Source organism: Thauera humireducens, assembly GCF_001051995.2.
Lineage (GTDB): Bacteria > Pseudomonadota > Gammaproteobacteria > Burkholderiales > Rhodocyclaceae > Thauera > Thauera humireducens.
In genome coordinates this window covers 194,964-220,273 of record NZ_CP014646.1, presented here as the reverse complement: position 1 = coordinate 220,273, position 25,310 = coordinate 194,964, and the positions used below count along the sequence as shown (strand labels likewise).

Here is a 25,310-nt window from a genome sequence, read left to right as displayed (position 1 = left end):
GCGGCTGCGGGTGGCGTCCCTTGTGCCGAATAAACCGCCTTTACCCCGCTTATTCGATGCTCGATCGCACCGCGGCGGGGCCGCTTCAGCCCTGCTGCGCGCCAATCATGGCGGTAACGCGGATGGTGCGGGACTCGGGCACTTCGCTGTTGGAGATGACCTTGAGCGAGGGCACGGCGCGACGCAGGAAGCGCGACAGCAGCATGCGCAACTGCGAAGGCACCAGCAGCACCGGCGGCAGGCCGATGTCTTCCTGGCGCTGGGCGATCTGCGCCGTCTGGCGCAGCAGCGTATCGGCCAGCCCCGGCTCGATCGCGCCGCCCTCGCCGCCCGCACTCATCGCCTGCATCAGAATGCGTTCCAGGCCGGGCTCGAGTGCCATGACATTGACATCCACATTGCCCGGGAACAGGCCCTGGATGATCGCGCGCCCCAGTGCCTCGCGCACCTTGACGGTGAGTTGCATCGGGTCCTGGGTGCGTGGTGCGTGCTCGGCCAGCACCTCGATGATGCTGCGCATGTCGCGGATGTTGACGCCTTCTTCCAGCAGGTTCTGCAGCACGCGCTGCACGGTACCGATCGGCAGCAGCTTGGGCACGAGATCCTCGATGAGCTTGGGCGAATCCTTGCCGACGTGGTCGAGCAGCGCCTGCGTCTCCTGGCGGCCGAGCAGTTCGGCGGCATGGTTGAGGATGACATGGTTCAGATGGGTCGCGACCACGGTGCTGGCATCGACCACCGTGTAGCCCAGCGCATGCGCCTGCTCGCGCATGCCGGTGTCGATCCAGAAGGCCGGCAGGCCGAATGCGGGGTCGGTCGTCTCGCGCCCCTGCAGCGGCCCGGACACGTGGCCCGGGTTGATCGCCATCAGCTGGCCCGGATAGGCCTCGCCCGAGCCGACCTCGACGCCCTTGAGCGCGATGCGGTAGGTGTTGGGCTTGAGCTCCAGGTTGTCGCGGATGTGCACCGGCGAGGACAGGAAGCCGACTTCCTGCGCGAACTTCTTGCGCAATCCGCGGATGCGCTTGAGCAGCTCGCCATCCTGGCCCTTGTCGACCATCGGGATCAGGCGGTAGCCCACTTCCAGGCCGAGCACGTCGACCTGCGAGACGTCGTTCCAGCTCGCCTCCTGCGCTTCGGCCGGCGGGGCCGCCGCCTGCTTCGCCGCGGCGGGCGCGACGGCCTCGGCCTGCGCCTCCTGCATCTGCTTGTGTCGTATCCACGCCAGGCTGCCGAGCACGGCGGCGAGCAGCAGGAAGACGAGGTTGGGCATGCCGGGGATCAGGCCCAGCACCCCGATGATGACCGCGGTCAGGCTCATCACCGCCGGATTGGCGAAGAGCTGGCCGATGACCAGACCGCCGATGTCGCCGTCATCGCCGACGCGCGACACGACGAGGCCGGCCGCCACCGAGATGATCAGCGCCGGGATCTGCGCCACCAGGCCGTCACCGATGGTCAGCAGCGTGTAGGTGTGGGCCGCGTCGCCCACCGCCATGTCGTGCTGCATGACGCCGACGAACAGCCCGCCGATGATGTTGATGACGAGGATGATGATGCCCGCCACCGCATCGCCGCGCACGAACTTGGACGCACCATCCATTGCGCCGTAGAAGTCGGCTTCCTGCGCGATCTCCTTGCGCCGGCGCTTGGCCTCGTTCTCGTCGATGAGGCCGGCATTGAGGTCGGCGTCGATGGCCATCTGCTTGCCGGGCATCGCATCCAGGGTGAAGCGCGCCGACACTTCGGCGATACGGCCCGCACCCTTGGTGATGACGACGAAGTTGATCACGGTGAGGATCACGAACACCACGATGCCCACTGCGGTGTTGCCGCCGACCAGGAAGTTGCCGAAGGCCTCGATCACCTTGCCCGCGGCATCCGGACCGCCATGGCCCTCCAGCAGCACGATCCGGGTCGAGGCGACGTTGAGCGACAGGCGCAGCAGGGTCGTCATCAGCAGCACGGTGGGGAACACCGAGAAGTCCAGCGGCTTCTTCGAGTACATCGCCACCAGCATCACCATCACCGACACCGCGATGTTGAAGGTGAAGAACACGTCGAGCAGGAACACCGGCAGCGGCAGCACCATCATGGCGAGAATCATGATGATGAGGATCGGCGCGGCAAGCTGGCGCAGGTTGGCCGGGGTCAGCAGCTGACGCAGGTTCAGGGTGTCGTTCAGGGCCATCGTTCAGGCACTCACTCGTCGGGCGAGCCGGGGTCCATGCCTTCGGGCACCGGCAGGTTGGTGGGGGTCTGCGGCGGCAGCCCGCCCTGTTTCATCCAGTTGTCGAGCTGGTAGACGTAGGCCATGACCTCGGCCACCGCCGTGTAGAGCGCGGCCGGAATCGCCTGCTCCAGCTCGCAGTGCTTGTACAGCGCGCGCGCCAGCGGCGGCGCCTCGAGCAGCGGCACGTCGTTCTCGCGCGCGATCTCGCGGATCTTCAGCGCCGTCTCGCCCCGTCCCTTGGCGATCACCACGGGCGCCCCCATGCGCTCGGCGTCGTACTTGAGCGCCACCGAGAAGTGCGTCGGGTTGGTCACCACCACGTCGGCCTTGGGCACCTCGGCCATCATGCGCCGGCGCGCCATCTCGCGCTGCATGGCGCGGATGCGGCCCTTGACCTGCGGATCGCCCTCCTGCTCCTTGCCCTCGCGCTTGACCTCTTCCTTCGTCATGCGCAGCTTCTTGTGGTACTGCCAGAGCTGGAAGGGCACATCCATCAGCGCGAGCAGGCCGAGACTGGCGGCGATCAGCACCGAGGCCAGCACCACCGTGCCGGAGAATTCGCTCATGCCGATCTCGAGCGGCGACACCATCAGGCCGAACAGGTGCTCCTTGTTCGCCCACAACACCATCGAGGCGACGCCACCGATAAGCGCCGACTTGAGGATCGCCTTCAGCATCTCGGCCAGGCCGTGCATCGAGAACATCCGGCCCAGCCCCTGGATGGGGTTCATGCGGCCGAAATTCGGCCCCAGCACCTTGCTCGAGAAAAGGAACCCACCCAGCGCGAGCGGCGCGGCCACGGCCGCCACCAGCAAGGCGCCGAACAGCGGCACCAGCATCAGCAAGGCCCCGCTGAGCTGGCCGCGGAACACCTCGAGCATCAGCGTCACGTCGAAAACCGTGGCGCGCTCGAAGGCAAAGCCCGTACGCACCACGGCCAGCATGCGCTCGGCCATCCAGCCGCCGAGCAGCCACAGCGTCAGCACGCCGGTGATGGTGACGAGAAAGGTCGACAGCTCCCGCGACTGCGGGACCTGGCCTTCCTCGCGCGCCTGCTCAAGCCGTCGCGATGATGGGGCTTCTGTTTTCTCGAGATCGCTATCTTCGGCCACGGCCGACTCCATTGCCGCCCCGTCGCGCGGCAAGCGGCGCGGACGCGAAACGACGTGTGCGGATTATCGACCACGACCGGCAATATCTGCCGGTCGATAAAAGGCGGGAAACGACCGCTATTCGACCCTTGTCGTGTGCCCGTTCAACGCGCCGCGGGCAGGCGCTCGACGCCGCGCAGCGCGTCGCCCGGCTTGATCCCGCGCTCGCGGAACCACCCGAGGTTCATCTCCAGCGCAAAGCGGGCCGGAGCGGCGGCACAGTGGTTGTCCTCGGTCTGGGGTTGCATGTCCTCGATGTTGATCACCTTGCCGTGCGCATCGAGGAAGGCGACCGACAGCGGCAGGTAGGTGTTCTTCATCCACATGCAGTGGCGGGCGTCTTCGGGGAACACGAACACCATGCCTTGATGCTGCGGCATCGTCCGGCGGTTCATCAGCCCGATCTGGCGGTTCTGGAAGGTATGGGCCACTTCGGCCTCGATGCGGAACATGCCGGCACCGAGTTCGGCCCGCGGCATGGCCTGCTGCGCCGCCGCGATTCCGGCCGCCAGTACGCCTGCAAACCCGAGTCCCCACGCAAGCGCCCGGCGCGACATCCACGACTGAAGCTTCATCCCTTCGACCCCGAACCTGTTCTGACGCGGCGCATCTTACCCGCCCCGCCGGCGCCGTGGCGAGCCGATGAGGACGCCGGCCCCCGCGGTCCCGGCTGGCGAGCCGACGCCGGACCTGCGGCACGCGGCAAGGGCCCCGCGCGCGTGCCCCGAGGCGCAGGCACGGCCGGCGGCACGACCTCGCGCCACTCACCCGGCTGCAGGCCGTCCAGCTTCCAGGGGCCGATCGCCACGCGCACGAGCCGCAGGGTCGGGAAGCCGATCTTCGCGGTCATGCGTCGCACCTGCCGGTTCTTGCCCTCGCGCAGCACGATCTCCAGCCACGCGGTCGGCACCGTCTTGCGAAAGCGCACCGGCGGATCGCGCGGCCACAGCCAGTCGGGCGCATCGACGCATCGAGCCGCGCAAGGCTGAGTGTGGAAGTCACCCAGATCCAGCCCGGCCCGCAACTGCGCCAGCGCCCCCTCGTCCGGCTCGCCCTCGACCTGCACCAGATACGTCTTCGGTTGCTTGTGACGCGGATCGGCGATGTGGTGCTGCAAGGCCCCGTCATCGGTCAGCAGCAGCAGGCCCTCGCTGTCGGTATCGAGTCGGCCCGCGGCATACACGCCGGGCACAGGCACATGGTCCTTGAGCGTAGCGCGGCCGGCCTCGTCGGTGAACTGGCACAGCACGCCGAAGGGCTTGTTGAGGAGGATGAGACGGGACATGGAGCGGGATGATAGTCCTGCGGCATCGCAAGCGCGGACCGGCAGGCCCAGGATCGGCATCCGGAATGAGAAAAGCCCTGAGCGATCAGGGCTTCCCGGAAATATCTGGCGGAGGCGGTGAGATTCGAACTCACGAGGGGCGTTAACCCCTGACGGTTTTCAAGACCGTTGCATTCAACCGCTCTGCCACGCCTCCGTAAGGGCGCGGATTATAGCATCGACTCGGCGCGCATCGCCCCGCTGCAATCTCAGCCCCGTTCGAACAGGGCCACCGACTCGACATGAGAGGTCTGCGGGAACATGTTGGCGATGCCCGCGCCGCGCAGCACGTAGCCCTTCTCGTGCACCAGCACGGCAGCGTCGCGCGCGAGCGTGGCCGGATTGCACGACACATAGACGATGCGCGGAGGCTGCTGCTGCGCGCTGATCGCCTTCACCACGGCGATCGCACCCTCGCGCGGCGGGTCGATGAGCAGTTTGTCCAGCGGGCCGAGCGCGGCGAGGCTGTCCTCTGTCGTCTCGAACAGGTTGGCGGCATGGAACTCGCAGCGACCGGCGAGCCCGTTGCTGTCGGCGTTCGCCAAGGCGCGCGCGACCAGGGCCTCGCTGCCTTCGACGCCGACCATGGTCGCCCCTCGCCGTGCGATCGGCAGGCTGAAGTTGCCGAGTCCGCAGAACAGGTCGGCGATGCGCTCGCCGGGTTGCGGATCGAGGAGTTGCATCGCGCGGCGAATCAACAGGCGGTTGATGTGGACGTTGACCTGCGTGAAGTCGGTCGGGCGGAAGTCCATCGCGACGTCGAACTCCGGCAGCGTGTACGCCAGCCCGGGACCCTCCGCAGGATGGAGCAGCGCGGCCGTCTCCGGGCCGCCGGGCTGGGCCCAGGCCTGGATGTCATGACGCTCGGCGAAGGCCGCGAGCATCTGCCGGTCCTTGCCGCTGAAGGGCAGCAGGTGGCGGAAGACGAAGGCGGTCGCCGTGTCACTCACCGCGATCTCGATCTGCGGCACACGGTCGGCAATCGACAAACCGGCGATCAGCGCATGGAGTTCCGGCACCATGGTCGAGATCTGCGGCGGCAAGACCGGACACACCTGCATGTCGGCGATGTAGCTGGAACGCTTCTGATGGAAGCCGATCAGCACCCCGCCCTTGCTCGGCACCACGCGCACGCTCAGGCGCGCGCGATAGCGATACCCCCAGGACGGCCCGTGGATGGCCGGGTAGATGACCTGCGGCTCGACCTTGCCGATGTGCCACAGCGCATCTTCCAGGATGCGCTGCTTGGCGGCCGCCTGCGCCACCGGATCGAGATGCTGCATCGAACAGCCGCCGCAGGTGCCGAAATGCGGGCAGCGTGGCGCCACACGCTGTGCGCTCGCCTTGAGCACGCGCGCGACCTCGGCCTGTGCGTAGCGCGGACGATCGCGCAGCACCGTGTATTCCACCCTCTCGCCGGGCAGTGCCCCCTCGATGAGAACGGCCTTGCCGTCGACGTGGCTGATGCCGCGACCTTCGTGGTCCAGCGATTCGATGACTGCTACGGACATGGAAATCCCGGTGGAAAAAGTCGCGCGATTCTACCGCGTTCGCTAAGCCGCCCGCGCCAGCGCCTATAATCCGCGCCATGAATCTACCCACGCTCGAAACCCTGCTCGGCGGCCTGTCGGCACGCGAGTTCCTTGCCGAATACTGGCAAAAGAAACCCCTGCTGATCCGTCAGGCCGTACCCGGCTTCACCGGCGTCCTCAGCAAGGACGAACTGTTCGACCTCGCCTGCGATCCCGACGTCGAGTCGCGCTACATCCGCCTGCCCGCCGACGGACTGGAGGGTGACTGGACGCTGGAGCACGGCCCGCAGAGCCGCGGTCGCCTGCGCGGCAAGAAGCAACCCTGGACCGTGCTGGTGCAGGGCTTGAACCTGTGGGTTCCCGATGGCGACCGCCTGCTGCACCGCTTCGACTTCATTCCGCAGGCAAGGCTCGACGACCTGATGGTGAGTTACGCGGTCGACGGCGGCGGCGTCGGCCCCCACTTCGACAATTACGACGTCTTCCTGTTGCAGGGCATGGGCAAGCGTCGCTGGCAGATCTCCGACCAGGCCGACCGCAGCCTGATCGAAGGGGCGCCGTTGCGCATCCTGAAGAACTTCCGGCCGGCAGAGGACTGGGTGCTGGAGCCGGGCGACATGCTCTACCTGCCGCCGCACTGGGCGCACAACGGCGTTGCGATCGGCGAGTGCACCACCTACTCCATCGGTTTTCGCTCGCCCACCGCCCAGGAGATCGGCTCCGAGTTCCTCGGCTGGCTGCAGGAAAGGATCTGTCTCGAAGGGCTGTATGCCGACCCCGATCTTGCATTGCAGCAAAACTCGGCCGAGATCAGCAGCCGAATGGTCGACCAGATCGAGCGCATGCTCGCCGGTATCCGCTGGAGCCGCACGGACGTCGAGGCCTTCGTCGGCGCCTATCTCACGGAACCGAAGTCGCACGTCTTCTTCGATCCCCCCGAAGAGCCGCTCGGCCGCAAGCGCTTCGACACGGCCCTGCGCGCCCGCGGCTTCGCACTCGACCCGCGCAGCCTGCTGCTGTTCTCCGCTGCAGGCTTCCACCTGAACGGGGAGCCCCTCGAGATCGATGCCGCGCTCCGCGACGCCCTCGCCACCCTCGCGCATCGCCGCGCCCTGCCGGCCGACGCCTTCGCTGACGCGCCCGACGGACTCACCGCGCTGCTCTACGACTGGTACGAGAACGGCTTCGGCGCCCCTGCTGCCGCCTGACCCGGAAAGAAACGCTAACATTTTGCAGCGCACCATCCACCTGGAAGTGCGACGGCCTGCTGCTAGACTTTGATGGCTTCAAGGTCGCATTGCAGTCCCCTGCCGACGATCGCTCGACGCATCGCGGCATGTCATCTCGAATAAGGAATAAACACATGAAACACTCCCTTCTCGTCGCCGCCCTCGTTGCCATCGCCGTGTCCGCCTGCGGCAAGCAGGAACAACCCGCGCCGACCGCCGCGCCCGCACCGACCGTGCAGGAGCAGGCCAAGGAAGCTGCACAGCAGGCCGTCGAAGCTGCGAAGGAAGGCGCTGAAGCCGCCAAGGAAGGCACCGCTGCCGCAGTCGAGGCCACCAAGGAAGGTGCGGCGGAAGCCGTCGAGGCCGCCAAGGACACCACTGCTGCCGTGGTCGAAGCCGCCAAGGAAGGCGCCGAGGCCGTCAAGGAGGGTGCAGCGGACGCAGTCGATGCAGCCAAGGCTGCCGCCGACGCCGCCGTTGGCGCTGCCAAGGAAGAGTCGAAAAAGTAAGACGGCGTATCAGGCACAAGAAAGCCGGCTCCAAGCCGGCTTTTTTTTGTTCGCTCAAGGGTGCCGCCCTTGGGGCGGCACACGAGGCAAGTTGTTTCAGCGCAATTCGTTCTGCAGCAGGCCCAGCATGCGCTTGGCCGTCTCGGAGTTGTCCGCACCGCCCTCCCGGGTCATCACGGTTACGCGCGAACTGTCGCCCTGCCCCTGCACGCGCAGGCGGTATTCGCTGCCACCGAGTGCAGGCTTGTCATCGCTGCGCCAGAAGGCGAGGCCCGACAGGAAGCCCTTCTTGGGGCTCTTGTTGTCGGCGTCCGGATCGACGTAGCGCACGTAGTACAGGCCCTGTGCGCGGTCGCGGTCCTCGACCGTGAAACCGATCCGGTCGAGCGCCAAGCCGACGCGGCGCCAGGCGCGATCGAACGGCTCTTCCATGTTCAGGCTCACCAGACCATCGCTGCCGGCGGCAATGCGCGCACGCTCCTCGGTGGGCGCCTGCGTCAGCGCCGCTTCGGCACGCGCTTCCTCGGCTCCCAGGCGGACCATCAGGCGACGCAGCATTTCGGCTTCGAGTTCAGGATCGGCCGGACGCGGCTGCCAGATCGTAGAATCCTTGGCTTCGGTGGGGTAGATCTCCATCATGCCGCGGTGGCTGATGTAGATCTCGACCGTGCCGGCGTCCTTGCCCTGCTCGAGGCGAGTACGGAACTTGTCACGCTCGGGCGTCGAGAACAGGCCGTCGAGCACCTTGCCGAGCGTCGCGCGAACAAAGTCCTGCGGGATCTTTGCGCGATCCTCGGCCCAGTCGGTTTCCATGACGCCGATTTCGGGGCTCTCGATGTTGAGGATGAAGCCCAGTTCAAGCCAGAAGTCCTTGATCTGCGGCCAGAGTTCCTCGGGCGTTCCGCCAACGACCAGCCACCGCTGGGTGCCAGCGCGTTCGATGCGCATCTTGTCCGGCGTTGCCAGAACGTCCGGGCCGCTGGACGCCGCAGGCTGGGCGGCACGATCGGCCGAGTACGCCGAATAGGTCGCCACGCCGCGCGGCGAGACGTCGGGCACTGCAAAGCGGTCGTCGCGCGTGGGCGCCGTCAGGTCGGGCGGAATCTCGAGCGGCTGCTGCATCTGGCGCGCGCTCTTGTAGTCGATGCGCTTGGATTCGAGCAGCGAGCTCGAGCAACCGGCGAGCATCACCGACAGTGCGATAAGGGAAACGGAAGTGCGCATGGAGCGATTCATGAAGTTCCTGCAATCAGAGATTCGGATCAGACCTTGATGCCGGCCTTGCGCATGGCCTTCAGCACACGCTCGTGGCAGGAATCGGAGAGTTGCGTCAGCGGCAGGCGGATGCCGTCGCCGATGAGGCCCATGCGGGCCACGGCCCACTTGACCGGGATGGGGTTGGCTTCGCAGAAGAGATCGCGGTGCAGGCCTGTCAGTGCGGCGTTGGTCTCGCGCAGCCTGCGCATGTCGCCTGCGGCGGCTGCGGCGCACAGCTCGCGCATCGCACGCGGCGCGACGTTGGCCGTCACCGAGATCACGCCATGGCCGCCCAGCATCAGGAACGCGGCCGATGACATGTCGTCGCCGCTGTACAGCACAAAGCCCGCGGGCGCACGCTCGATCAGGTCGCATGCGCGATCCAGGTTGCCGGTGGCGTCCTTGAGGCCGACGATGTTCGGCACGTCGGCCAGGCGCAGCACGGTGTCGTTGGACAGGTCGGCGACGGTGCGGCCCGGCACGTTGTAGAGGATCAGCGGCAGTTCGACCGACTCGGCGATGGTGCGGTAGTGCCGGTACAGCCCTTCCTGGGTCGGACGGTTGTAGTAAGGCACGACCGACAGGTGCGCCGCCGCGCCGGCCTGCTTCGCGAAGCGTGCGAGCTCGACAGCCTCGGCCGTCGAGTTGGCACCCGTGCCCGCGATCACGGGCACACGACCCGCAGCATGCTCGACCGTGGCGCGAATGAGTTCGCAGTGCTCATCGACATCGACCGTTGGCGACTCGCCCGTGGTGCCGACGATGACGATGCCATCGGTGCCCTCGGCGATGTGCCAGTCGATGAGATTGCGCAGACGGGGAAAGTCGAGACTCCCGTCGTCGAGCATTGGCGTGACGATTGCGACAAGCGATCCGGTAATCATGGCGTTGGGCAGGACAATAAAAATCGGATTCTAACCGATCGCCACCGCACGGCTAGCGCGGCACGCAATTTCACGCGCGCACGCCGGCCATGAGGCTGTATCCGGATGCGACAAGGTCAGAGGTCGGCCAGCGCCTTGATGTGCGCAACCACCGAACGGGCGAGCGAGGACAGCGAATACCCGCCCTCGAGTACCGAAACGATGCGCTTGTGACCACAGTCAGCCGCAACCGCCTTGATCTGGTTCGTGGCCCACACGTAGTCCGCCTCGAGCAGCCCGAGCGAACCCATGTCGTCTTCGTAATGGGCGTCGAAACCGGCCGAGATGAAGATCATCTGCGGGTTGTGGCTGCGTAGCGCCGGCACCACGACGTCGCCGAACACCTGGCGGAAGCCCTCGCCGCGCGTTCCCGCGGGCAGGGGCACGTTGCACATGTGGGCAGGCGGATTGTCGGCACCGCTGTAAGGGTAGAACGGGTGCTGGAAGATGCCGACCATCGTCACGCGCGGGTCGTTGCGGAAGATGTCCTCAGTGCCATTTCCATGGTGGACGTCGAAGTCCACGATGGCGACGCGCTCGAGTCCATGCACGTCGACAGCGTGGCGCGCCGCGATGGCGACGTTGTTCATGAAGCAAAAACCCATCGCCTTCGCCGTCTCGGCATGATGACCAGGCGGACGCACCGCGCAGAACGCGTTCTCGATCTCGCCCGACATCACCAGGTCCGTTGCCATCACGCCCGCACCGGCCGACCGCAGGGCCGCTTTCATGGTGCCGGGACTCATCGCCGTGTCGGGATCGAGGTGGCGGATGCCGTGCTCGGGCACGCTGCTGAGCAGTTCGTCGAAATACGAATCCGGATGGACGCGGGTGATCTGTTCGCGCGTCGCGACAGGTGCATCGTAGAAGGAGATGTACATGTCGAGCCCGGCGGCGATCAGGCGGTCATTGATCGCGGCGAGACGATCAGGGCATTCGGGGTGCATCGACCCCATGTCATGCAGCCAGCACTCGCGATGCGTAATGAATGCCGTAGTCGTCATACTCCTCCCTCTCCTGTATGGAACATTCGAAGCGACCACCCCTCTATCGGGAGCAGACGTTTTCTTTGCCACAGGGCACCAAACCCACGCGGCGACAGCGTCTTTGTCACCTATTATCACCGCTTCCCGCTCAATTTCACAGTACGCCCGACGATGCCAAATCACCACGCAATCCGCCTGCTCGAGGCCGCCAGCCAGCTCATTCTGGGCAAGGAACGCGAGCTGCGCCTTGCGGTCGCCTGCCTCGTCGCGCGCGGCCATCTGCTGATCGAGGACGTGCCCGGCGTGGGCAAGACGACCCTTGCCCACACGCTTGCGCGGCTGACGGGGCTGCAGTTCCAGCGCATCCAGTTCACCAGCGACCTCCTGCCAGCCGACATCGTCGGCGTGTCGGTCTTCGACCGCGAGACCAGCGCGTTCCGCTTCCATCCGGGACCGGTCTTCTCGCAGCTCATCCTCGCCGACGAGATCAACCGCGCAACGCCGAAAACCCAGAGCGCCCTGCTCGAGGCGATGGAAGAGCGGCAGGTCACCGCAGACGGGCGCACGTTTCCGCTGCACGACCCGTTCTTTGTGATCGCCACCCAGAACCCGGCGAACCAGATCGGCACCTTCCCGCTCCCCGAGAGCCAGCTCGACCGTTTCCTGCTGCGCATCCGGCTCGGCTACCCCGACGCGCTCGCCGAACGCGCCCTGCTGATGGGCGCGGACCGACGCGAACTGCTCGAGGCCCGTCCGCCGGTCATCACCCCCGCCGATCTGCTCGACATGCAGCGCACCGCCCAGCGTCTTCACGTCGCCGACCCCCTGATCGACTACGTGCAGGCATTGCTCAGCGCGACCCGGCACCACCCCGAGATCGAAACCGGACTCAGCCCGCGCGCGGGGCTGGGCCTGCTCTCGGCCGCCCGCGCCTGGGCCCTTATCGATGGACGCGACCACGTGATCCCGGAGGATGTGCAGACCCTGTTCCCGCACGTCGCCGCCCACAGGCTGCACCTTGCGGGCGACGGCCGCCCCGTGCCGGCCGCGACGCTGGCCAGCCTGATGCAATCGGTTCCGGTACGTTGAAGGCGACGGGCTTCCCGATGGCCACGTCCGCTTCGACGGCCCCGTTCGACGCGCCCCGATCCGGAATGCGCGGGCAGCTGGACCGCTGGCTGTTCCGCCTGGGCGCTCCCGAGCGCGGCCCGATCGAGCTCGTCCAGCGCCGCATCTACGTGCTCCCGTCGCGCGCGGGCCTCGTCTTCGCGGTGGCGCTGGTCGTGATGCTGCTGGCCTCGATCAACTATGGCCTCAGCCTCGGCTACGGCCTGGTGTTCCTGCTGTCCGGAGCGGGGATCGCAAGCATCCTCCACGCCTATCGCAACCTGCTCGGCCTGCGCTTGCGGCCAGGTCGCTGCGAGCCGGTGTTCTGCGGCGAGACGGCGAGCTTCCTGCTCGTGGTTGAAAACGCGCGTGCGACGCGGCGCCCGGCCTTGTGTCTGCGTCTCGGCAAGCAGCGCACCGCGTTCGAACTCGCGCCGGGGGAAACGCGCGAAGTGCCCGTGCTCGCCCCGACCCACCGCCGCGGGCTGACACAACCGGGGAGGATGGTGCTGGAGACATGCTGGCCACTCGGCCTCATCCGCGCCTGGACAGTGTTCGTGCCGGACATGCCCTGTGTCGTCTATCCGGCCCCCGAGGGCGCACCACCACCCTTGCCACCGGAAGGCGAGGCGGAGGGCCGTGAGCGAGCCGCCAGCCGTCCCGGCGACGATGACTTTGCAGGCCTGCGTGCGCACCAGCGCGCAGACTCCCCACGCCACGTCGCCTGGAAGGTCCTCGCGCGCGGCGGTCCCCTGCTGACGAAGCAGTTCTCGGGTGAAGCCGGCGGTGACCTGAGTCTCGACTGGGCACAGCTGCCCGCACATCTCGATATCGAAGCGCGCCTGTCACGCCTGACGGCCTGGCTGCTGGCCGCCGAGCGGTCGGGACGGCGATATGCACTGCGTCTGCCAAGGGTGGCGTGTGCCGCGGGGCACGGCCACGAGCACCTGCATCGCTGCCTGCGCGAACTCGCACTGCATGGGACCGGGCAACCGGAGAACGCCCGATGAGAGGCTTGTCATGGCCGGTCCGCCAGCGCCGGGCGACACCCTCGGTGACGACCCTGACGCGCCAGCAGTGCGCCTGGCTGCTGGCCGCCGCGGCACTGAGTCTCGCACCGCACGTGAGCTGGCTGCCGGCCTGGATCATGGGGTTCGGCTTCGCACTGCTCGGCTGGCGCAGCCTGCTGCTGTGGCGCGGGAGCGCACCGCCACCGCGCCTGGTGCTGCTCGCTCTGGCGATCGCGGCTGCGATCAGCGTACGCGCCGAGTTCGACCACTTCTTCGGCAAGGACCCGGGCGTCGCACTGCTGGCGCTGCTGCTCGGACTGAAGCTGCTCGAGGTACGCGTGACCCGCGACGCACTCGCAGTGGTGTTGCTGTGCTTCTTCCTGCAACTGTCGCTGTTCTTCGAGGACCAGTCGATCCCGGTCGCCGGGCTCGCCCTGGCCGCCACGCTGAGCGGCCTCGCTGCGATGGCGTCGCTGTCCGACGCAAACGGGCGCGCTCGCGAACAGTTGCGCACCGGAACCCTGCTCGTGGCTCAGGGTGCGCCGTTCATGGTGCTGCTGTTCATGCTGTTCCCGCGCGCCGACGGACCGCTGTGGGGTCTTCCGGCCGACGCCTTCAGCGGCCGCACCGGATTGTCGGACACGATGAGCCCGGGTTCGATCAGCGCGCTGGGCGAATCCAGCGAGATCGTGTTCCGCGCCGACTTCGACGGCCCGCCGCCACGCCCGGACCAGCGCTACTGGCGCGGGCCGGTGCTGACCGACTTCGACGGCCGGACCTGGCGACCACGCGCATTTGCCGAGGGTGCAGCCCCGTTCTACACGGTCTACGGTCCGCGCCTGAACTACACGCTGACGCTGGAGCCGCACAACCGCCGCTGGCTGCTCGCGCTCGACGTCCCGGCGGCGGGGGCGGATGCGCGACTGTTCACCAGCGACTTTCAGCTTCTCGCGCGCCAGCCCGTGCAGTCGCGCATCCGCGTGGAACTCGCCTCCCACCCCGAGAGCCTCATCGGCCTGACCGAAAGCGACGCGGTGCTTGCCGCCGCACGCCGCCTGCCGGCCGCGTTCAATCCCCGCACGCTGGCACTCGCGGACGAACTCGCCGCTGGCGCGGAATCGCATGAGGCGATCCTTCGGCGCGTCATCACCCATCTCCGCCAGTCCGAGCTGATCTACACGCTGCGCCCGCCCCTGCTCGGCAGCGACAGCGTCGACGAGTTCCTGTTCGACACCCGTCGTGGCTTCTGCGAACACTTTGCCGGCGCTTTCACCGTGCTGATGCGGGCCGCGGGCGTACCCGCACGGGTCGTGACCGGCTACCAGGGCGGTGAGATCAATCCGATCGATGGCAACCTGGTCGTGCGCCAGTCCCATGCCCACGCCTGGAGCGAGGTCTGGCTTGAAGGGCGCGGCTGGGTGCGTGTCGACCCCACGGCGCTGTCCGCGCCCCGCCGCATCGACGACGGTCTTGCTGCCGCCCTGCCCGAAGGCGAAGCCCTGCCGATCATGATGCATCCGCGGATGGAATGGCTGCGCGGCCTTCGCCTGCGCTGGGAGGCCGTATCGAACGCATGGAACCAGCGCGTTCTTGGCTACAATCCGCAGAGACAGAAGGAACTCCTCGCACGCCTCGGACTCGACCAGGGGTCATCGTGGATGCTCGGCGGTGCGATTGCCGGCGCTGGCGCCCTCCTCTTCGGGCTGCTCCTGTGGTGGGCCACCCGCAAGCGCCGGCCAGCCGATCCGCTCGAACGCGTGTGGATGCGTTTTTGCACCACTCTCGCCCGGCACGGCATTGCCCGCCAAGCTTGGGAAGGGCCGCATCAGTTCGGCACGCGCATCGCCTCGGAAGCCTCGATGCCATCCGCAACGCGTGAGGCCATCCGTGCCGTCTGCGAGGACTATGCCCGGCTGCGCTATGGGCCGAAATGCAGCGCCGACGACATGCGCGCACTGCGCACCCGAATCAACGCCATCAGATTGCCATGAACCCGTTTCGACACCTCTCCCGCCTCTCCGTCCCGCCACTCCGCTGGCGGCACCTATTCGCCGGGGCCGGCCTTGCCGTGCTGATGCACGTGCCTCCGGCTGCGGCCTCCTTCGCCGAGCGCGAAGACACGCAAGCCTTCATCCAGGATGTCGCGTCACGTCACGGCTTCGATCCGGCGGAACTGCAGAGCGCACTGGCACGCGCCACGCACGAGCCTGCGGTGATCCGGCTGATCACACCGCCCAGCCGCAAGGGCGCGCGCTCGTGGCAGAACTACCGTGCGCGCTTCCTCGACCGTACCCGCATCGAAGGTGGCCTGGCCTTCTGGCAGGAGCACGCGGTCGACCTCGAGCGAGCGGAGCGCCAGTTCGGCGTACCCGCCGAAGTCATCGTCGCGATCATCGGCGTCGAAACGGTCTATGGGCGCCACACCGGCAACTTCGAGACGCTGTCCGCGCTGGCCACGCTCGCGTTCGACTATCCGCCGCGTGCCGACCTGTTCCGCCGCGAACTCGAATCGCTGTTCCTGCTTGCGCGCGAACAGGGGCGCGACCCCGCAAGCTACAGCGGCTCCTTTGCCGGCGCGGTCGGCTTCCCTCAGTTCCTGCCCAGCAGCATCCGCGCCTATGCGGTGGACTTCGACGGCAACGGCCAAATCGATTTCGAGAGCGATGCGATCGACGCGATCGGCAGCGTCGCGAACTACCTCCATGTCCACGGCTGGCAGCCGGACGCGCCGGTTGCCGAACGCGCACGGATGTCGCCCGCATCGGATGCGGCCGGCCTCGTCGCCGCAGGCATCGAGCCCTCGCTCGACCCCGAGCCACTGGCATCTGCCGGCGTCACGACACTGGGCGGAACCCCGGCTGCGCAACGAGCTACCTTGGTCGACCTCGAGACGCCGGGCGCCGAGACCGAGTACTGGCTCGGCTACCGCAACTTCTATGTCATCACCCGCTACAACCGCAGCAGCTTCTACGCAATGTCGGTCTTCGAGCTGGCCGAAACGCTGCGCCAGCGCCGTCTGGTCGCCAGCCTCCGAACCCCGGCAGCGCAGAGCGCGACCACCGATTGAGGCTGCGGCAGGGCACGGCACACTCATCGCACCCCCGTCAGGACACCGCAACGATGATCGACTCGAGCCCACCCGCCGCTTCTCGCCTCCAGCCTGCCGTACTCTCGCTCGCCGACATCGGCCACGCGCTCGCCTCGGGGTGGCGCCAGTTCGCCGCGGCGCCGCTGCTCAGCATGGGCTTTGCCAGCGTTTTCGTCGCGCTCGGCGCCATCCTCTTCGCCCTTGTCGAGACCTTGGCGATCGCGCCGATCAGCCTGTCCTTCTCCGCCGGCTTCATGCTGGTCGGCCCGGCGCTGCTCGCCGGTTTCTTCGCCGTGTCCGACCGGGTGCGGGATGGGCAGAAACCAGCGATCGCGGACATCGGCCAAGGGTTCCGGAAGCTGCCGCGCGGCGGATGGGTGGTGTCTTTCGTCTGCGCCCTGCTGTTCCTGATCTGGATCACCGATGCCGGAACGCTCTACGGGTTCATGATCGGCCGCGAGCCGACCGCCTTCGCCCGCCTGCTGCAGGCCGAGGAGTCGGTCCAGCGCTTCTTGTTCTACAGTTCGTTGATGGGCGCGGTGCTGGCCTTCATCATCTTCACCGTGTCGGCATTCTCGATTCCGCTCATCTACGACGGTCGCGCCGACCTGGTGTCGGGTGTCGTCGCCAGCGTACGGGCGGTTTTCGGACGCTTTCCGGTCGTCATGGCATGGGCCTGCCTGCTGGCGTTCGTGATCATCCTCAGCGCGGTACTGCTGCCGCTGATGGTGGTCTCCCTGCCAGTGATGGCCTACGCCAGTCGAGCGCTCTACTTCCGCGTCTTCCCGCCCCACTGAGCGGGCCGGGACTCAGAGCAGCGCGTCGCGCGGTATGCCGTTGCGCTTCAGGATGCGGCGCAGTTGCCCCAGCGCCTCCAGCTGAATCTGCCGCACACGCTCACGGGTAAGCTCGAGCCGCAAGGCCAGCTCCTCGAGCGTCAGCAGTTCGCACTCATCGATGCCGTAGCGGTGCCGGATCACGAGGCGCTGCTTGTCATTGAGCATCTTGATCCATTCACGCACCAGCCCTTCGACTTCGGAGGAATGAATCTGCAGCTCGGGCGTCTCCGCGCGATCATCGGCCAACGACTCCCCGATCGACAGGCTGGGGTCGATGTCGAGCGGCGCATCGAGCGAGGCCGTGTGCTCGCTCAACATCAGGATGTCGCGAACTTCGTCGACCGTCTTGTCCAGCCGCTGCGCGATGGCTTCCAGCGAGGACTCGCCGTTCGAAGCCGCTTCGATGTTGCGCTGGGCGCGCAGCACCTGATTGAGCTCCTTCACCACATGCACCGGCAGGCGGATCGTGCGCGACTGGTTCATGATCGCGCGTTCGATGTTCTGGCGTATCCACCAGGTCGCATAGGTCGAGAAGCGGAATCCCCGTTCGGGATCGAACTTCTCCAGTGCATGCATGAGGCCGAGATTGCCCTCCTCGACGAGGTCGAGCAGGGGGATACCGCGATTCAGGTAATGCTTGGCGATGTTGACGACGAGGCGCAGGTTGCGCTCGATCATGGTCTGTCGGGCAGTGAAATCGCCCTCGCGGACGAGCCTCGACAGCCTGAGTTCCTCGTCAGCAGTCAGGAGGGGATTGGCCCCGATCTCGTTGAGATAGAGCTGCGTGACGTCACTGAAGAAGTCGTTCTCGACGGCCGGCACCGGCACCGACGCGAACACCTCCACTTCGGGGGGAAGATCCGGCTCATGACTTTCCAGTTCATCAAGGCTCACCGGCTCTTCCATGCGTCCCCCTTCAGCGTGCTGGCAGGTACTTCATCGGATCGACTGCCTTGCCCTGTTTGCGGATCTCGAAGTGCAGCTTCGGGCGGTCGGCTTCCGAACTGCCCAGTTCGGCGATCTTCTGCCCCTGGGTCACCTGATCGTCTTCTTTTACCAGAAGTTTGTCGTTGTGCGCGTAGACCGAGTTGTACTCCTGGTTGTGCTTGATGACAACCAGCTTGCCGTAACCCCGCAGTCCGCTGCCAGCATAAACCACCTTGCCAGCCGCAGCAGCCAGTACCGGATCTCCCACGTTGCCGGCAATATCGACGCCCTTGTTCGACGCCTCATTGTATCCCGCGATCAGACGTCCCCCGGCAGGCCACTGCCATTCGCCCGAACCGGTCGCCTTGGGCACATCAGGCGTTGCGACCGCAGCCGGCGGTGCCGTGGGCTGTGGCGCCGCGCTCGGCGACGCCTTCGACCAAGCCTCATCCGAATACGGCTGACGGCCACCGACAGGCCCCTGCTTCAGCGGCGCTGCCGCAGGCGCCTCAGCGCCTGGCGCAGGAACCGGCGTCGCCACGGCCCCGTCCCCAATGGGGATTGCCGTCGCAACGGCTGTGCCATCGGCGCCCGGCGGCGCAACGCGCAAGGCCTGTCCCACCGTGATCTGGTTCGGGTCGGAAATGTTGTTCCACCCCACCAGGTCGGGCAGCGTCACGCCATACTGACGTGCGATGCCGAGCAAGGTCTCGCCCGGGCGCACCGTATGGACGCCAGGCTGCTCCGCCGGCACGGCGGAGGCTGCAGGCGGCACGCCGCTGCCGTCACGCACCGGCGCGGAAACCGTGGACGCGCAACCAGCAAGAAGGGTAATCACCAGCGCCGCCGGGATCGAGAAGATACGAGTCTGCATCCGAATTGGGTATCTCATTCAGTACCTGCGAGAAGCGGAACGAAACGTACGGTCTCGCACCAGCTTTCCCGGAAAACATTGCCTTGTCGTTCGACCAGCAGAAGTCGCTGGTCCGCCCCGCCGACCGGCACGATCAACCTGCCGCCCGGAGCAAGTTGAGCCTTCAGCGCGGGCGGGAGTCCGATCGCCGCCGCGGCGACGATGATACTGTCAAATGGTGCTGCCTCTGGAAGACCCAGACTACCGTCCGCAAGTTTCAACCTGACGTTCGGCAGGCGCAGCGGTCTAAGGTTCGCTCGCGCACGATCCAGCAGGGGGCGGATCCTCTCCACCGCATAGACCTCCGTCGCAAGCTGACTGAGCACGGCCGCCTGGTATCCGCAGCCCGCGCCCACTTCGAGCGTACGCCCCAATTCCCGTCCCGCGCGCAGCAGTTCGATCATGCGCGCGACCACGAAGGGCTGCGAGATGGTCTGCTGGAAACCGATCGGCAAGGGCGTGTCGTCGTAGGCGCTGTAAGCCAGCCCTTCTTCGACGAACAGGTGCCGGGGCACGCCCTGCATTGCGGCAAGCACACGCTCGTCGCGAATTCCCTGGGTGCGCAGGCGCTCGACCATGCGTGCCCTGGCGCGCATCGCCTGCCCGGCATCGGTACTGCGCATGTTCACCGCTTCAGCCAGTCGAAGACCGGAGAGATCAGTCCGGTGTGGGTCAGGTCGAGCTGCAGGGGCGTGACCGACACGTAGCCATTGGCCACCGCATGGAAGTCCGTGCCCTCGCCCGCATCTGCCGCCCCACCGGCCGCACCGACCCAATACACGGTCTCGTTGCGCGGCGTCACGCTGCGCACCACGGGTTCGGCCTTGTGCCGCTTGCCAAGCCGCGTCACCTTGATCCCTTGCAGGCGGTCGTAGGCGACATCCGGCACGTTGACGTTCAACAACACGGGCTGCGGGAAAGGCTCGCGCATGAATCGCTCGGCCAAGTCGCGCGCGACTCGCGCGGCTGCCGTGAAATCGGTTGCCGACTTGCTGACGAGCGACACCGCGATGGACGGCACGCCGAGCAGGAAGCCTTCGGTCGCCGCCGCAACCGTGCCCGAATAGACGGTGTCGTCACCCATGTTGGCGCCGTGGTTCACCCCGGACACGACCATGTCGGGCAGATGATCGAGCATGCCGGTCACCGCAAGGTGGACGCAGTCGGTCGGCGTGCCATTCACGTAGTAGAAGCCGTTCGCCGTCCGACGCAGCGAAAGCGGTCGATCGAGCGTCAGCGAGTTGCTCGCACCGCTGCGATCGCGCTCCGGGGCCACGACCGTGACGTCGCCGAGCGTACCCAGTGCTTCGGCGAGCGCTGCAATTCCGGGGGCGAAATAACCGTCGTCGTTACTGACCAGAATGCGCATTTGAGACCCATGGGAAGAGCCGCGGCAGCCGCCGGGAGACGCGAAATGTTAGCACAGCGCTCCGGACACCCGCCTGCGGGGCCTGGAAAACAAAAAACCGGCCTGGGCCGGTTTGTTTGATTGGTCGGGGCGGCGGGATTCGAACTCGCGACCCCTTGCACCCCATGCAAGTGCGCTACCAGGCTGCGCTACGCCCCGACACAAGCCGCCATTATAGCAGCGGTTTTTGGATTTACCAGCCTTTCTGTGTGAAACCTGAAAACCCTGATGGCCACTCAGGCACGCAACTCCTGCAGCAGCGCACGGAGTTCATCGCGAAGCTCCGCCATCACGACACGTTGGCGCTCGACCTCGACCTGGCTTTCCTGCTCCTGAATGGCGCTTTCGCCCAGCCGGTTGCGTGCACCGGATATGGTGAAGCCCTCCTGGTACAGCAGCTCCCGGATGCGCCGGATCAGCAGCACCTCGTGGTGCTGGTAATAGCGCCGGTTGCCGCGCCGCTTGACCGGCTTGAGCTGGGTAAACTCCTGCTCCCAATAGCGCAGGACATGCGGTTTGACGGCACACAGCTCGCTGACCTCACCGATCGTGAAATAGCGCTTTGCCGGAATCGGCGGCAGGGGTCCCGTGCCGATATCAGGGTTGCTTGCTTGCATCGCTGAGTTGCTCCACCGCGGCCTTGAGTTTCTGGCTGGCGTGGAAAGTCACCACACGCCGTGCAGTGATCGGAATCTCCTCGCCGGTCTTCGGGTTGCGCCCGGGGCGCTGGGGCTTGTCACGCAACTGGAAGTTGCCGAAGCCCGACAGCTTTACACTGTCGCCGCGCTCGAGTGCAGTCCGGATTTCCTCGAAGAAGCCTTCGACCATGTCCTTGGCCTCGCGCTTGTTGAGCCCGACCTGCTCGAACAGCAGGTCGGCCAGTTCCGCCTTGGTCAATGTGGTCACGTCAATCCCCCGCACCACGCAGACGTGCACCCAGCGCCGTCTCGGCCTGCTGCACCAGGACTGCCACTGCGGCATCGACCTCGGCATCTTCGAGCGTGCGCTGAGTATCTTGCATCAATACCCTGAAGGCAAGGCTCTTCTTGTCGGGGTCGATGCCCTTGCCATGATAGACGTCGAACAAGGCAATGTCCTTGACCACCTCAGGCGCCACCTCACGCAGGGCATCGATCACGCGCGCAACGGTCACGTCGACGCCAACGACAAGCGCAAGGTCACGGAATACCGCCGGCATGCGCGAGATCTCGCGGTACGCGGGCATGCGCGCCTGTAGTGCGGCATCCAACTCCAGTTCGAACACGACCGGCGCGCTGCCCAGGTCGTAGCGCTGCACCCAGACCGGATGCAACTCCCCGACAACCCCCACCGAGTGCCCGTCAAGCAGCACGTTCGCTGCGCGGCCCGGATGCAGAGCCGGATGCGACAAGGTTTCGAAGCTGAGCTGGCGTGGCGCGAACAGCGCCTCGACATCCGCCTTCACATCGAAGAAGTCGACCGCGCGACTGCGCTCACCCCACTGCTCCGGCAGCGCCGTTCCAGCAGCCAGGCCGGCGACCCGCATGCTTTGATGGAAGCCCGCGACCGGCTCGCCGTCGGCCTTGCGCTGGAACACACGCGCCACCTCGAACACACGCACACGATCGATCTGGCGCTTGCGGTTCGTCGACAAATTGCCGACCAGACCCGCAATCAGGCTCGAGCGCATGACGCTGAGCTGGCTCGCAATCGGGTTCGCCAGTCGGATCGGATCCTCGTTGGCGCAGAAGTCGCGCTCCCAGGCCTCCTCGACGAAGGCGAAGTTGACCACTTCCTGATAGCCGCGCCCAGCCAGCAGATGACGCACATCCCACACCGGACGGCGATGCTCCGAACTCGGCGCCATCATCAGGCTGCCCTGCGGCGCCACCGCCGGAATGTTGTCGTAGCCGTGCAGACGTGCGAGTTCCTCGACCAGATCGACCTCGATCTCGATATCGAAGCGCCAGGACGGCGGCGTAACGACGAAATCCTCGCCGTCGCGCTCGACCTTCAGATGCACGCGCTCGAGCAGGGACTGGATCGCCGCGTCATCAAGCGTGATGCCGAGCACTTTGCGCGCGCGCGCGGTGCGCAGGCGCACTGGTTCGCGCGGAGGCAATGCCTCGAGCGCCACGGCCTCCTCGACCGGGCCGGCCTCGCCGCCACAGATATTGAGGACGAGCCGGGTGGCACGCTCCAGAGCCCGTCGCGCCAGGTCAAAATCGACGCCGCGTTCGAAGCGGTGCGACGCATCGGACGAAAAGCCGTAGCTGCGCGCGCGTCCGGCAATCGTATCGGGCGCAAAGAAGGCACTCTCGAGGAAGATCTCGGTCGTTTCGAGCGTGACGCCACTCTCCTCTCCGCCCATGATGCCGGCAAGCGCGAGCGCACGCTGTTCATCTGCAATCAGCAGCGTATCGGCCGCCGGCGCAACGGTCTGCTCGTTGAGCAGCAACACCTGCTCGCCCTCGGCAGGGAAGCGGACGTGGATGGCGCCCTGCAGCCGGGCATTGTCGAACGCATGCAGCGGCTGACCGAGTTCGAGCATGACGTAGTTGGTCACGTCGACCAGGGCACTGATCGAGCGGATGCCGCTGCGCGCGAGGCGGCGCACCATCCAGTCGGGGGTAGGCGCCTTGGCGTCCACGCCACGCAGGATGCGTCCGCAATAGCGCGGGCAAGCCTGCGGTGCGTCGAGCACGATCGCGCGCCGCGCATCGATGGTCGGCGCAACCGGACTCACCTCCGTCGGGCGAAAGGCGGCGCCCGTGACGGCCGCCACTTCGCGCGCGACGCCCTCGAGGCTCAGGCAGTCTGCCCGGTTAGGCGTCAGCTTGATGGTGAACAGCGTGTCGTCGAGCCCGAGGTACTCGCGAATGTCCGTACCGATCGGCGCATCCTCGGGCAGCGCATAAAGACCGCCATGATCCTCGGACAGGCCCAGCTCGCGCGCCGAGCACAGCATGCCGAAGGACTCGACACCGCGCAGCTTGGCTGCCTTGATGGCGAAGTCACCCGGCAGCACGGCACCGACCGTCGCGCACGGCACCTTCATGCCGGCGGCTGCGTTCGGCGCGCCACACACGATCTGCAGCAGATCGCCGCGCCCTGCGTCGACCTTGCACAGCTTGAGCTTGTCGGCGTTGGGATGCTTCTCGGCTTCGACGATCTGCGCCACGACCACGCCGGAGAACGCCGGCGCAGCCGGATCGGCCTCTTCCACCTCGAGGCCGGCCATCGTCAGCAGGTGGCCGAGTGCGTCGCTATCGAGTTGCGGATCGACGAAGGTCCGCAGCCACTGTTCAGAGAATTGCATGATTCGATTACCCGGATGAATTCGATGGGTCGGACACCCGCGGATGCCCGGCCGGTGCAGCTCAGCGGAACTGGCTCAGGAAGCGCAGGTCGCCTTCGAAGAACAGGCGCAGGTCATTGACGCCATAGCGCAACATCGTCAGGCGGTCCGGCCCCATGCCGAAGGCGAAGCCGGTGTAGCGTTCGGGGTCGATGCCGCCAAACCGTAGCACGTTGGGATGCACCATGCCGCAACCGGCGATCTCGAGCCAGCGCCCCTCGAGCGCACCGCTCATGAAGGCGACGTCGATCTCGGCGCTCGGCTCGGTGAACGGGAAGAAGGACGGACGGAAGCGCACCTGCAGGTCGTCGGTCTCGAAGAACTTGCGCAGGAAATCCGCCACCACGCCCTTGAGGTCGGCGAAGCTGACGTTCTCACCGACCCACAAGCCCTCGACCTGATGGAACATCGGCGAGTGGGTGGCGTCCGAATCGACCCGGAACACCCGGCCAGGCGCGATCAGGCGCAGCTCGGGCATGGTGCCGGCGTCCTTGTAGCGCTCGACGTGCGCCTGCATGGCACGGATCTGCACCGGACTGGTGTGCGTGCGCAGCAGGACGTCGTCGTGCCCTTCGAGATAGAAGGTGTCGTGCATCGAACGCGCCGGATGGTTTTCGGGCGTATTGAGCGCGGTGAAGTTGTGCCAGTCGGTCTCGATCTCGGGGCCGTCGGCGACGACGAAGCCGATCGATCCGAACAGCTGCTCGATGCGCTCGAGCGTGCGGCTCACCGGGTGCAGACCACCGGGAGCGGCGCCGCGTCCGGGCAGCGTCACATCGAGCGCCTCGGCGGCAAGTTGTGCCAGCAGCGCGGCTTCACGCAATGCGGTGCGGCGCGCCTCCAGTTCGGCCTCGATGGCGGTCTTGGCGGCATTGATCGAGACCCCCGCCTCGCGCCGGGCCTCCGGATCGAGCTTGCCGAGCGACTTCAGCCGCTCCGTCAGCGAACCGCTCTTGCCGAGATAGCGCGCCTTGGCCTGCTCGAGCTGCGCGCCGTCTGCCGCGGCGGCGAAATCGGTGATCGCCTTTTGAACCAGTTGATCCAGGTGTTCCATGTCCGTGCCCTGCGGGTTGCAATGAAGCGAGATGCTTTTGGGTGCTGCGGGTCCAGCCGAATTCAGAAGAAAAAAAAGGAGGCCAGGCCTCCTTTTTTCGGGCTGCGTTGAATTACGCAGCGAGTTTGGCCCGGGCTTGCTCGGCGATCGCCGCAAAAGCGGGCTTGTCGAACACTGCCAGGTCGGCCAGAACCTTGCGGTCCACCTCGATCGCAGCCTTCTTCAGGCCGTTCATGAAGGTGCTGTAGGTCAGACCCAGTTCACGCGCGGCGGCGTTGATACGGGCGATCCACAGGGTACGGAACTGACGCTTGCGCTGACGACGGTCGCGATAGGCGTACTGGCCAGCCTTCATCACCGCCTGCTTGGCGATGCGATAGACGTTTTTGCGACGGCCGCGATAACCCTTGGCCTGAACGAGAACTTTCTTGTGACGGGCGCGGGCGGTTACACCACGTTTAACGCGAGGCATTGCGGTCTCCT

Annotated in this window: 24 protein-coding genes and 2 tRNA genes; 7 read left to right on the top strand and 19 right to left on the bottom strand. The window is 66.5% G+C overall.

The genetic code is table 11. The annotated features are described in order from the left end of the window. Positions 1 to 85: 85 nt before the first annotated feature. The 6 genes from flhA to rlmD all read right to left on the bottom strand — a co-directional run bounded on the left by flhA (position 86) and on the right by rlmD (position 6,219). A complete protein-coding gene (gene flhA, locus AC731_RS01055) occupies positions 86 to 2,191 on the bottom strand; it encodes a flagellar biosynthesis protein FlhA (protein ID WP_048708725.1) in 2,106 nt (701 codons plus the stop codon). An 11-nt stretch (positions 2,192 to 2,202) separates the two neighbouring features. Beyond that, complete coding sequence (gene flhB / locus AC731_RS01050; RefSeq protein ID WP_048710436.1) at positions 2,203 to 3,345, bottom strand: flagellar biosynthesis protein FlhB; 1,143 nt, start codon at positions 3,343 to 3,345, stop codon at positions 2,203 to 2,205. A gap of 143 nt (positions 3,346 to 3,488) precedes the next feature. Beyond that, positions 3,489 to 3,959, bottom strand: a complete 471-nt coding sequence (locus AC731_RS01045; protein ID WP_004264601.1) for a DUF192 domain-containing protein — start codon at positions 3,957 to 3,959, stop codon at positions 3,489 to 3,491. Then, positions 3,956 to 4,669, bottom strand: coding sequence for an rRNA large subunit pseudouridine synthase E (locus AC731_RS01040; RefSeq protein ID WP_048708723.1), 714 nt, complete (start codon positions 4,667 to 4,669; stop codon positions 3,956 to 3,958). Before AC731_RS01040 ends, AC731_RS01045 begins: the two co-directional genes overlap by 4 nt. Before the next feature lie 106 nt (positions 4,670 to 4,775). Continuing rightward, a tRNA-Ser gene (locus AC731_RS01035) sits at positions 4,776 to 4,865 on the bottom strand. 52 nt (positions 4,866 to 4,917) lie between these two features. Beyond that, entirely contained in the window at positions 4,918 to 6,219 is a 1,302-nt protein-coding gene (gene rlmD, locus AC731_RS01030) for a 23S rRNA (uracil(1939)-C(5))-methyltransferase RlmD (RefSeq protein ID WP_048708721.1), read from the bottom strand. 77 nt (positions 6,220 to 6,296) lie between these two features. Between rlmD and AC731_RS01025 the strand changes: the two genes are divergently transcribed. Both AC731_RS01025 and AC731_RS01020 read left to right on the top strand, forming a co-directional pair. Further along, positions 6,297 to 7,448 (top strand): cupin domain-containing protein, encoded by a 1,152-nt coding sequence (locus tag AC731_RS01025; RefSeq protein WP_048708719.1) that lies wholly within the window; start codon positions 6,297 to 6,299, stop codon positions 7,446 to 7,448. Between the two features lie 155 nt (positions 7,449 to 7,603). After that, positions 7,604 to 7,978 carry a hypothetical protein gene (locus AC731_RS01020; RefSeq protein WP_004259597.1) on the top strand — a complete coding sequence of 125 codons (375 nt, stop codon included), beginning with the start codon at positions 7,604 to 7,606 and terminating at the stop codon, positions 7,976 to 7,978. A 96-nt stretch (positions 7,979 to 8,074) separates the two neighbouring features. On the opposite strand, the gene bamC is transcribed toward AC731_RS01020, so the two are convergent. The 3 genes from bamC to AC731_RS01005 form a co-directional block, all read right to left on the bottom strand. Further along, entirely contained in the window at positions 8,075 to 9,214 is a 1,140-nt protein-coding gene (gene bamC, locus AC731_RS01015; RefSeq protein WP_004259593.1) for an outer membrane protein assembly factor BamC, read from the bottom strand. A 26-nt stretch (positions 9,215 to 9,240) separates the two neighbouring features. Continuing rightward, positions 9,241 to 10,119 (bottom strand): 4-hydroxy-tetrahydrodipicolinate synthase, encoded by an 879-nt coding sequence (dapA, locus tag AC731_RS01010; protein ID WP_004259589.1) that lies wholly within the window; start codon positions 10,117 to 10,119, stop codon positions 9,241 to 9,243. Between the two features lie 116 nt (positions 10,120 to 10,235). Then, the gene (locus AC731_RS01005) at positions 10,236 to 11,162 is read right to left on the bottom strand and encodes a histone deacetylase family protein (protein ID WP_004259585.1); all 927 of its coding nucleotides are present in this window, start codon (positions 11,160 to 11,162) and stop codon (positions 10,236 to 10,238) included. A gap of 153 nt (positions 11,163 to 11,315) precedes the next feature. On the opposite strand from AC731_RS01005, the gene AC731_RS01000 reads away from it, so the two are divergent. The 5 genes from AC731_RS01000 (at position 11,316) to AC731_RS00980 (ending at position 17,146) form a co-directional block, all read left to right on the top strand. Then, complete coding sequence (locus AC731_RS01000) at positions 11,316 to 12,233, top strand: AAA family ATPase (protein WP_004259580.1); 918 nt, start codon at positions 11,316 to 11,318, stop codon at positions 12,231 to 12,233. Positions 12,234 to 12,298: 65 nt separating this feature from the next. Continuing rightward, a complete protein-coding gene (locus AC731_RS00995) occupies positions 12,299 to 13,261 on the top strand; it encodes a DUF58 domain-containing protein (protein ID WP_048708717.1) in 963 nt (320 codons plus the stop codon). Then, entirely contained in the window at positions 13,258 to 15,252 is a 1,995-nt protein-coding gene (locus AC731_RS00990) for a transglutaminase TgpA family protein (RefSeq protein ID WP_048708715.1), read from the top strand. Before AC731_RS00995 ends, AC731_RS00990 begins: the two co-directional genes overlap by 4 nt. Positions 15,253 to 15,335: 83 nt before the next feature. Next, positions 15,336 to 16,328, top strand: coding sequence for a lytic murein transglycosylase B (mltB, locus tag AC731_RS00985; RefSeq protein ID WP_048708713.1), 993 nt, complete (start codon positions 15,336 to 15,338; stop codon positions 16,326 to 16,328). A 53-nt stretch (positions 16,329 to 16,381) separates the two neighbouring features. Next, on the top strand, positions 16,382 to 17,146 hold the full coding sequence (locus AC731_RS00980; protein ID WP_004259561.1) for a DUF2189 domain-containing protein: 765 nt from the start codon (positions 16,382 to 16,384) through the stop codon (positions 17,144 to 17,146). Positions 17,147 to 17,158: 12 nt separating this feature from the next. On the opposite strand, the gene rpoS is transcribed toward AC731_RS00980, so the two are convergent. The 10 genes from rpoS to rplT form a co-directional block, all read right to left on the bottom strand. Next, positions 17,159 to 18,094, bottom strand: a complete 936-nt coding sequence (gene rpoS, locus AC731_RS00975) for an RNA polymerase sigma factor RpoS (RefSeq protein ID WP_048708710.1) — start codon at positions 18,092 to 18,094, stop codon at positions 17,159 to 17,161. Positions 18,095 to 18,104: 10 nt separating this feature from the next. After that, positions 18,105 to 18,989 (bottom strand): peptidoglycan DD-metalloendopeptidase family protein, encoded by an 885-nt coding sequence (locus tag AC731_RS00970; protein WP_048708708.1) that lies wholly within the window; start codon positions 18,987 to 18,989, stop codon positions 18,105 to 18,107. A 14-nt stretch (positions 18,990 to 19,003) separates the two neighbouring features. Continuing rightward, positions 19,004 to 19,651, bottom strand: coding sequence for a protein-L-isoaspartate(D-aspartate) O-methyltransferase (locus AC731_RS00965; protein ID WP_004259552.1), 648 nt, complete (start codon positions 19,649 to 19,651; stop codon positions 19,004 to 19,006). 2 nt (positions 19,652 to 19,653) lie between these two features. Further along, the gene (surE, locus tag AC731_RS00960; protein WP_004259550.1) at positions 19,654 to 20,397 is read right to left on the bottom strand and encodes a 5'/3'-nucleotidase SurE; all 744 of its coding nucleotides are present in this window, start codon (positions 20,395 to 20,397) and stop codon (positions 19,654 to 19,656) included. 121 nt (positions 20,398 to 20,518) lie between these two features. Then, positions 20,519 to 20,595: transfer RNA gene (locus AC731_RS00955), tRNA-Pro, on the bottom strand. A 77-nt stretch (positions 20,596 to 20,672) separates the two neighbouring features. Continuing rightward, on the bottom strand, positions 20,673 to 21,053 hold the full coding sequence (locus tag AC731_RS00950) for a MerR family transcriptional regulator (protein ID WP_048708707.1): 381 nt from the start codon (positions 21,051 to 21,053) through the stop codon (positions 20,673 to 20,675). Continuing rightward, positions 21,034 to 21,342 carry an integration host factor subunit alpha gene (locus tag AC731_RS00945; protein ID WP_082794216.1) on the bottom strand — a complete coding sequence of 103 codons (309 nt, stop codon included), beginning with the start codon at positions 21,340 to 21,342 and terminating at the stop codon, positions 21,034 to 21,036. The genes AC731_RS00950 and AC731_RS00945 overlap by 20 nt, the downstream gene beginning before the upstream one ends. Before the next feature lies 1 nt (position 21,343). Then, a complete protein-coding gene (gene pheT, locus AC731_RS00940; RefSeq protein ID WP_048708705.1) occupies positions 21,344 to 23,734 on the bottom strand; it encodes a phenylalanine--tRNA ligase subunit beta in 2,391 nt (796 codons plus the stop codon). A gap of 61 nt (positions 23,735 to 23,795) precedes the next feature. Then, a complete protein-coding gene (gene pheS, locus AC731_RS00935; protein WP_048708703.1) occupies positions 23,796 to 24,827 on the bottom strand; it encodes a phenylalanine--tRNA ligase subunit alpha in 1,032 nt (343 codons plus the stop codon). Positions 24,828 to 24,939: 112 nt separating this feature from the next. After that, the gene (gene rplT, locus AC731_RS00930) at positions 24,940 to 25,299 is read right to left on the bottom strand and encodes a 50S ribosomal protein L20 (RefSeq protein ID WP_048708701.1); all 360 of its coding nucleotides are present in this window, start codon (positions 25,297 to 25,299) and stop codon (positions 24,940 to 24,942) included. Positions 25,300 to 25,310 lie beyond the last annotated feature (11 nt).

Excerpts from the sequence above, each read along its gene's own strand:
- pheT (WP_048708705.1), bottom strand. The coding sequence starts at position 23,734 with ATGCAATTCTCTGAACAGTGGCTGCGGACCTTCGTCGATCCGCAACTC.
- mltB (WP_048708713.1), top strand. The coding sequence starts at position 15,336 with ATGCACGTGCCTCCGGCTGCGGCCTCCTTCGCCGAGCGCGAAGACACG.
- pheS (WP_048708703.1), bottom strand. The coding sequence starts at position 24,827 with ATGGAACACCTGGATCAACTGGTTCAAAAGGCGATCACCGATTTCGCC.
- flhA (WP_048708725.1), bottom strand. The coding sequence starts at position 2,191 with ATGGCCCTGAACGACACCCTGAACCTGCGTCAGCTGCTGACCCCGGCC.
- AC731_RS01045 (WP_004264601.1), bottom strand. The coding sequence starts at position 3,959 with ATGAAGCTTCAGTCGTGGATGTCGCGCCGGGCGCTTGCGTGGGGACTC.
- AC731_RS00980 (WP_004259561.1), top strand. The coding sequence starts at position 16,382 with ATGATCGACTCGAGCCCACCCGCCGCTTCTCGCCTCCAGCCTGCCGTA.
- AC731_RS00950 (WP_048708707.1), bottom strand. The coding sequence starts at position 21,053 with ATGCAAGCAAGCAACCCTGATATCGGCACGGGACCCCTGCCGCCGATT.
- dapA (WP_004259589.1), bottom strand. The coding sequence starts at position 10,119 with ATGATTACCGGATCGCTTGTCGCAATCGTCACGCCAATGCTCGACGAC.
- surE (WP_004259550.1), bottom strand. The coding sequence starts at position 20,397 with ATGCGCATTCTGGTCAGTAACGACGACGGTTATTTCGCCCCCGGAATT.
- AC731_RS00995 (WP_048708717.1), top strand. The coding sequence starts at position 12,299 with ATGCGCGGGCAGCTGGACCGCTGGCTGTTCCGCCTGGGCGCTCCCGAG.
- AC731_RS00965 (WP_004259552.1), bottom strand. The coding sequence starts at position 19,651 with ATGCGCAGTACCGATGCCGGGCAGGCGATGCGCGCCAGGGCACGCATG.
- AC731_RS00990 (WP_048708715.1), top strand. The coding sequence starts at position 13,258 with ATGAGAGGCTTGTCATGGCCGGTCCGCCAGCGCCGGGCGACACCCTCG.
- AC731_RS00970 (WP_048708708.1), bottom strand. The coding sequence starts at position 18,989 with ATGCAGACTCGTATCTTCTCGATCCCGGCGGCGCTGGTGATTACCCTT.
- AC731_RS01025 (WP_048708719.1), top strand. The coding sequence starts at position 6,297 with ATGAATCTACCCACGCTCGAAACCCTGCTCGGCGGCCTGTCGGCACGC.
- AC731_RS01020 (WP_004259597.1), top strand. The coding sequence starts at position 7,604 with ATGAAACACTCCCTTCTCGTCGCCGCCCTCGTTGCCATCGCCGTGTCC.
- rplT (WP_048708701.1), bottom strand. The coding sequence starts at position 25,299 with ATGCCTCGCGTTAAACGTGGTGTAACCGCCCGCGCCCGTCACAAGAAA.
- AC731_RS01005 (WP_004259585.1), bottom strand. The coding sequence starts at position 11,162 with ATGACGACTACGGCATTCATTACGCATCGCGAGTGCTGGCTGCATGAC.
- AC731_RS01040 (WP_048708723.1), bottom strand. The coding sequence starts at position 4,669 with ATGTCCCGTCTCATCCTCCTCAACAAGCCCTTCGGCGTGCTGTGCCAG.
- rlmD (WP_048708721.1), bottom strand. The coding sequence starts at position 6,219 with ATGTCCGTAGCAGTCATCGAATCGCTGGACCACGAAGGTCGCGGCATC.
- bamC (WP_004259593.1), bottom strand. The coding sequence starts at position 9,214 with ATGAATCGCTCCATGCGCACTTCCGTTTCCCTTATCGCACTGTCGGTG.
- AC731_RS01000 (WP_004259580.1), top strand. The coding sequence starts at position 11,316 with ATGCCAAATCACCACGCAATCCGCCTGCTCGAGGCCGCCAGCCAGCTC.
- rpoS (WP_048708710.1), bottom strand. The coding sequence starts at position 18,094 with ATGGAAGAGCCGGTGAGCCTTGATGAACTGGAAAGTCATGAGCCGGAT.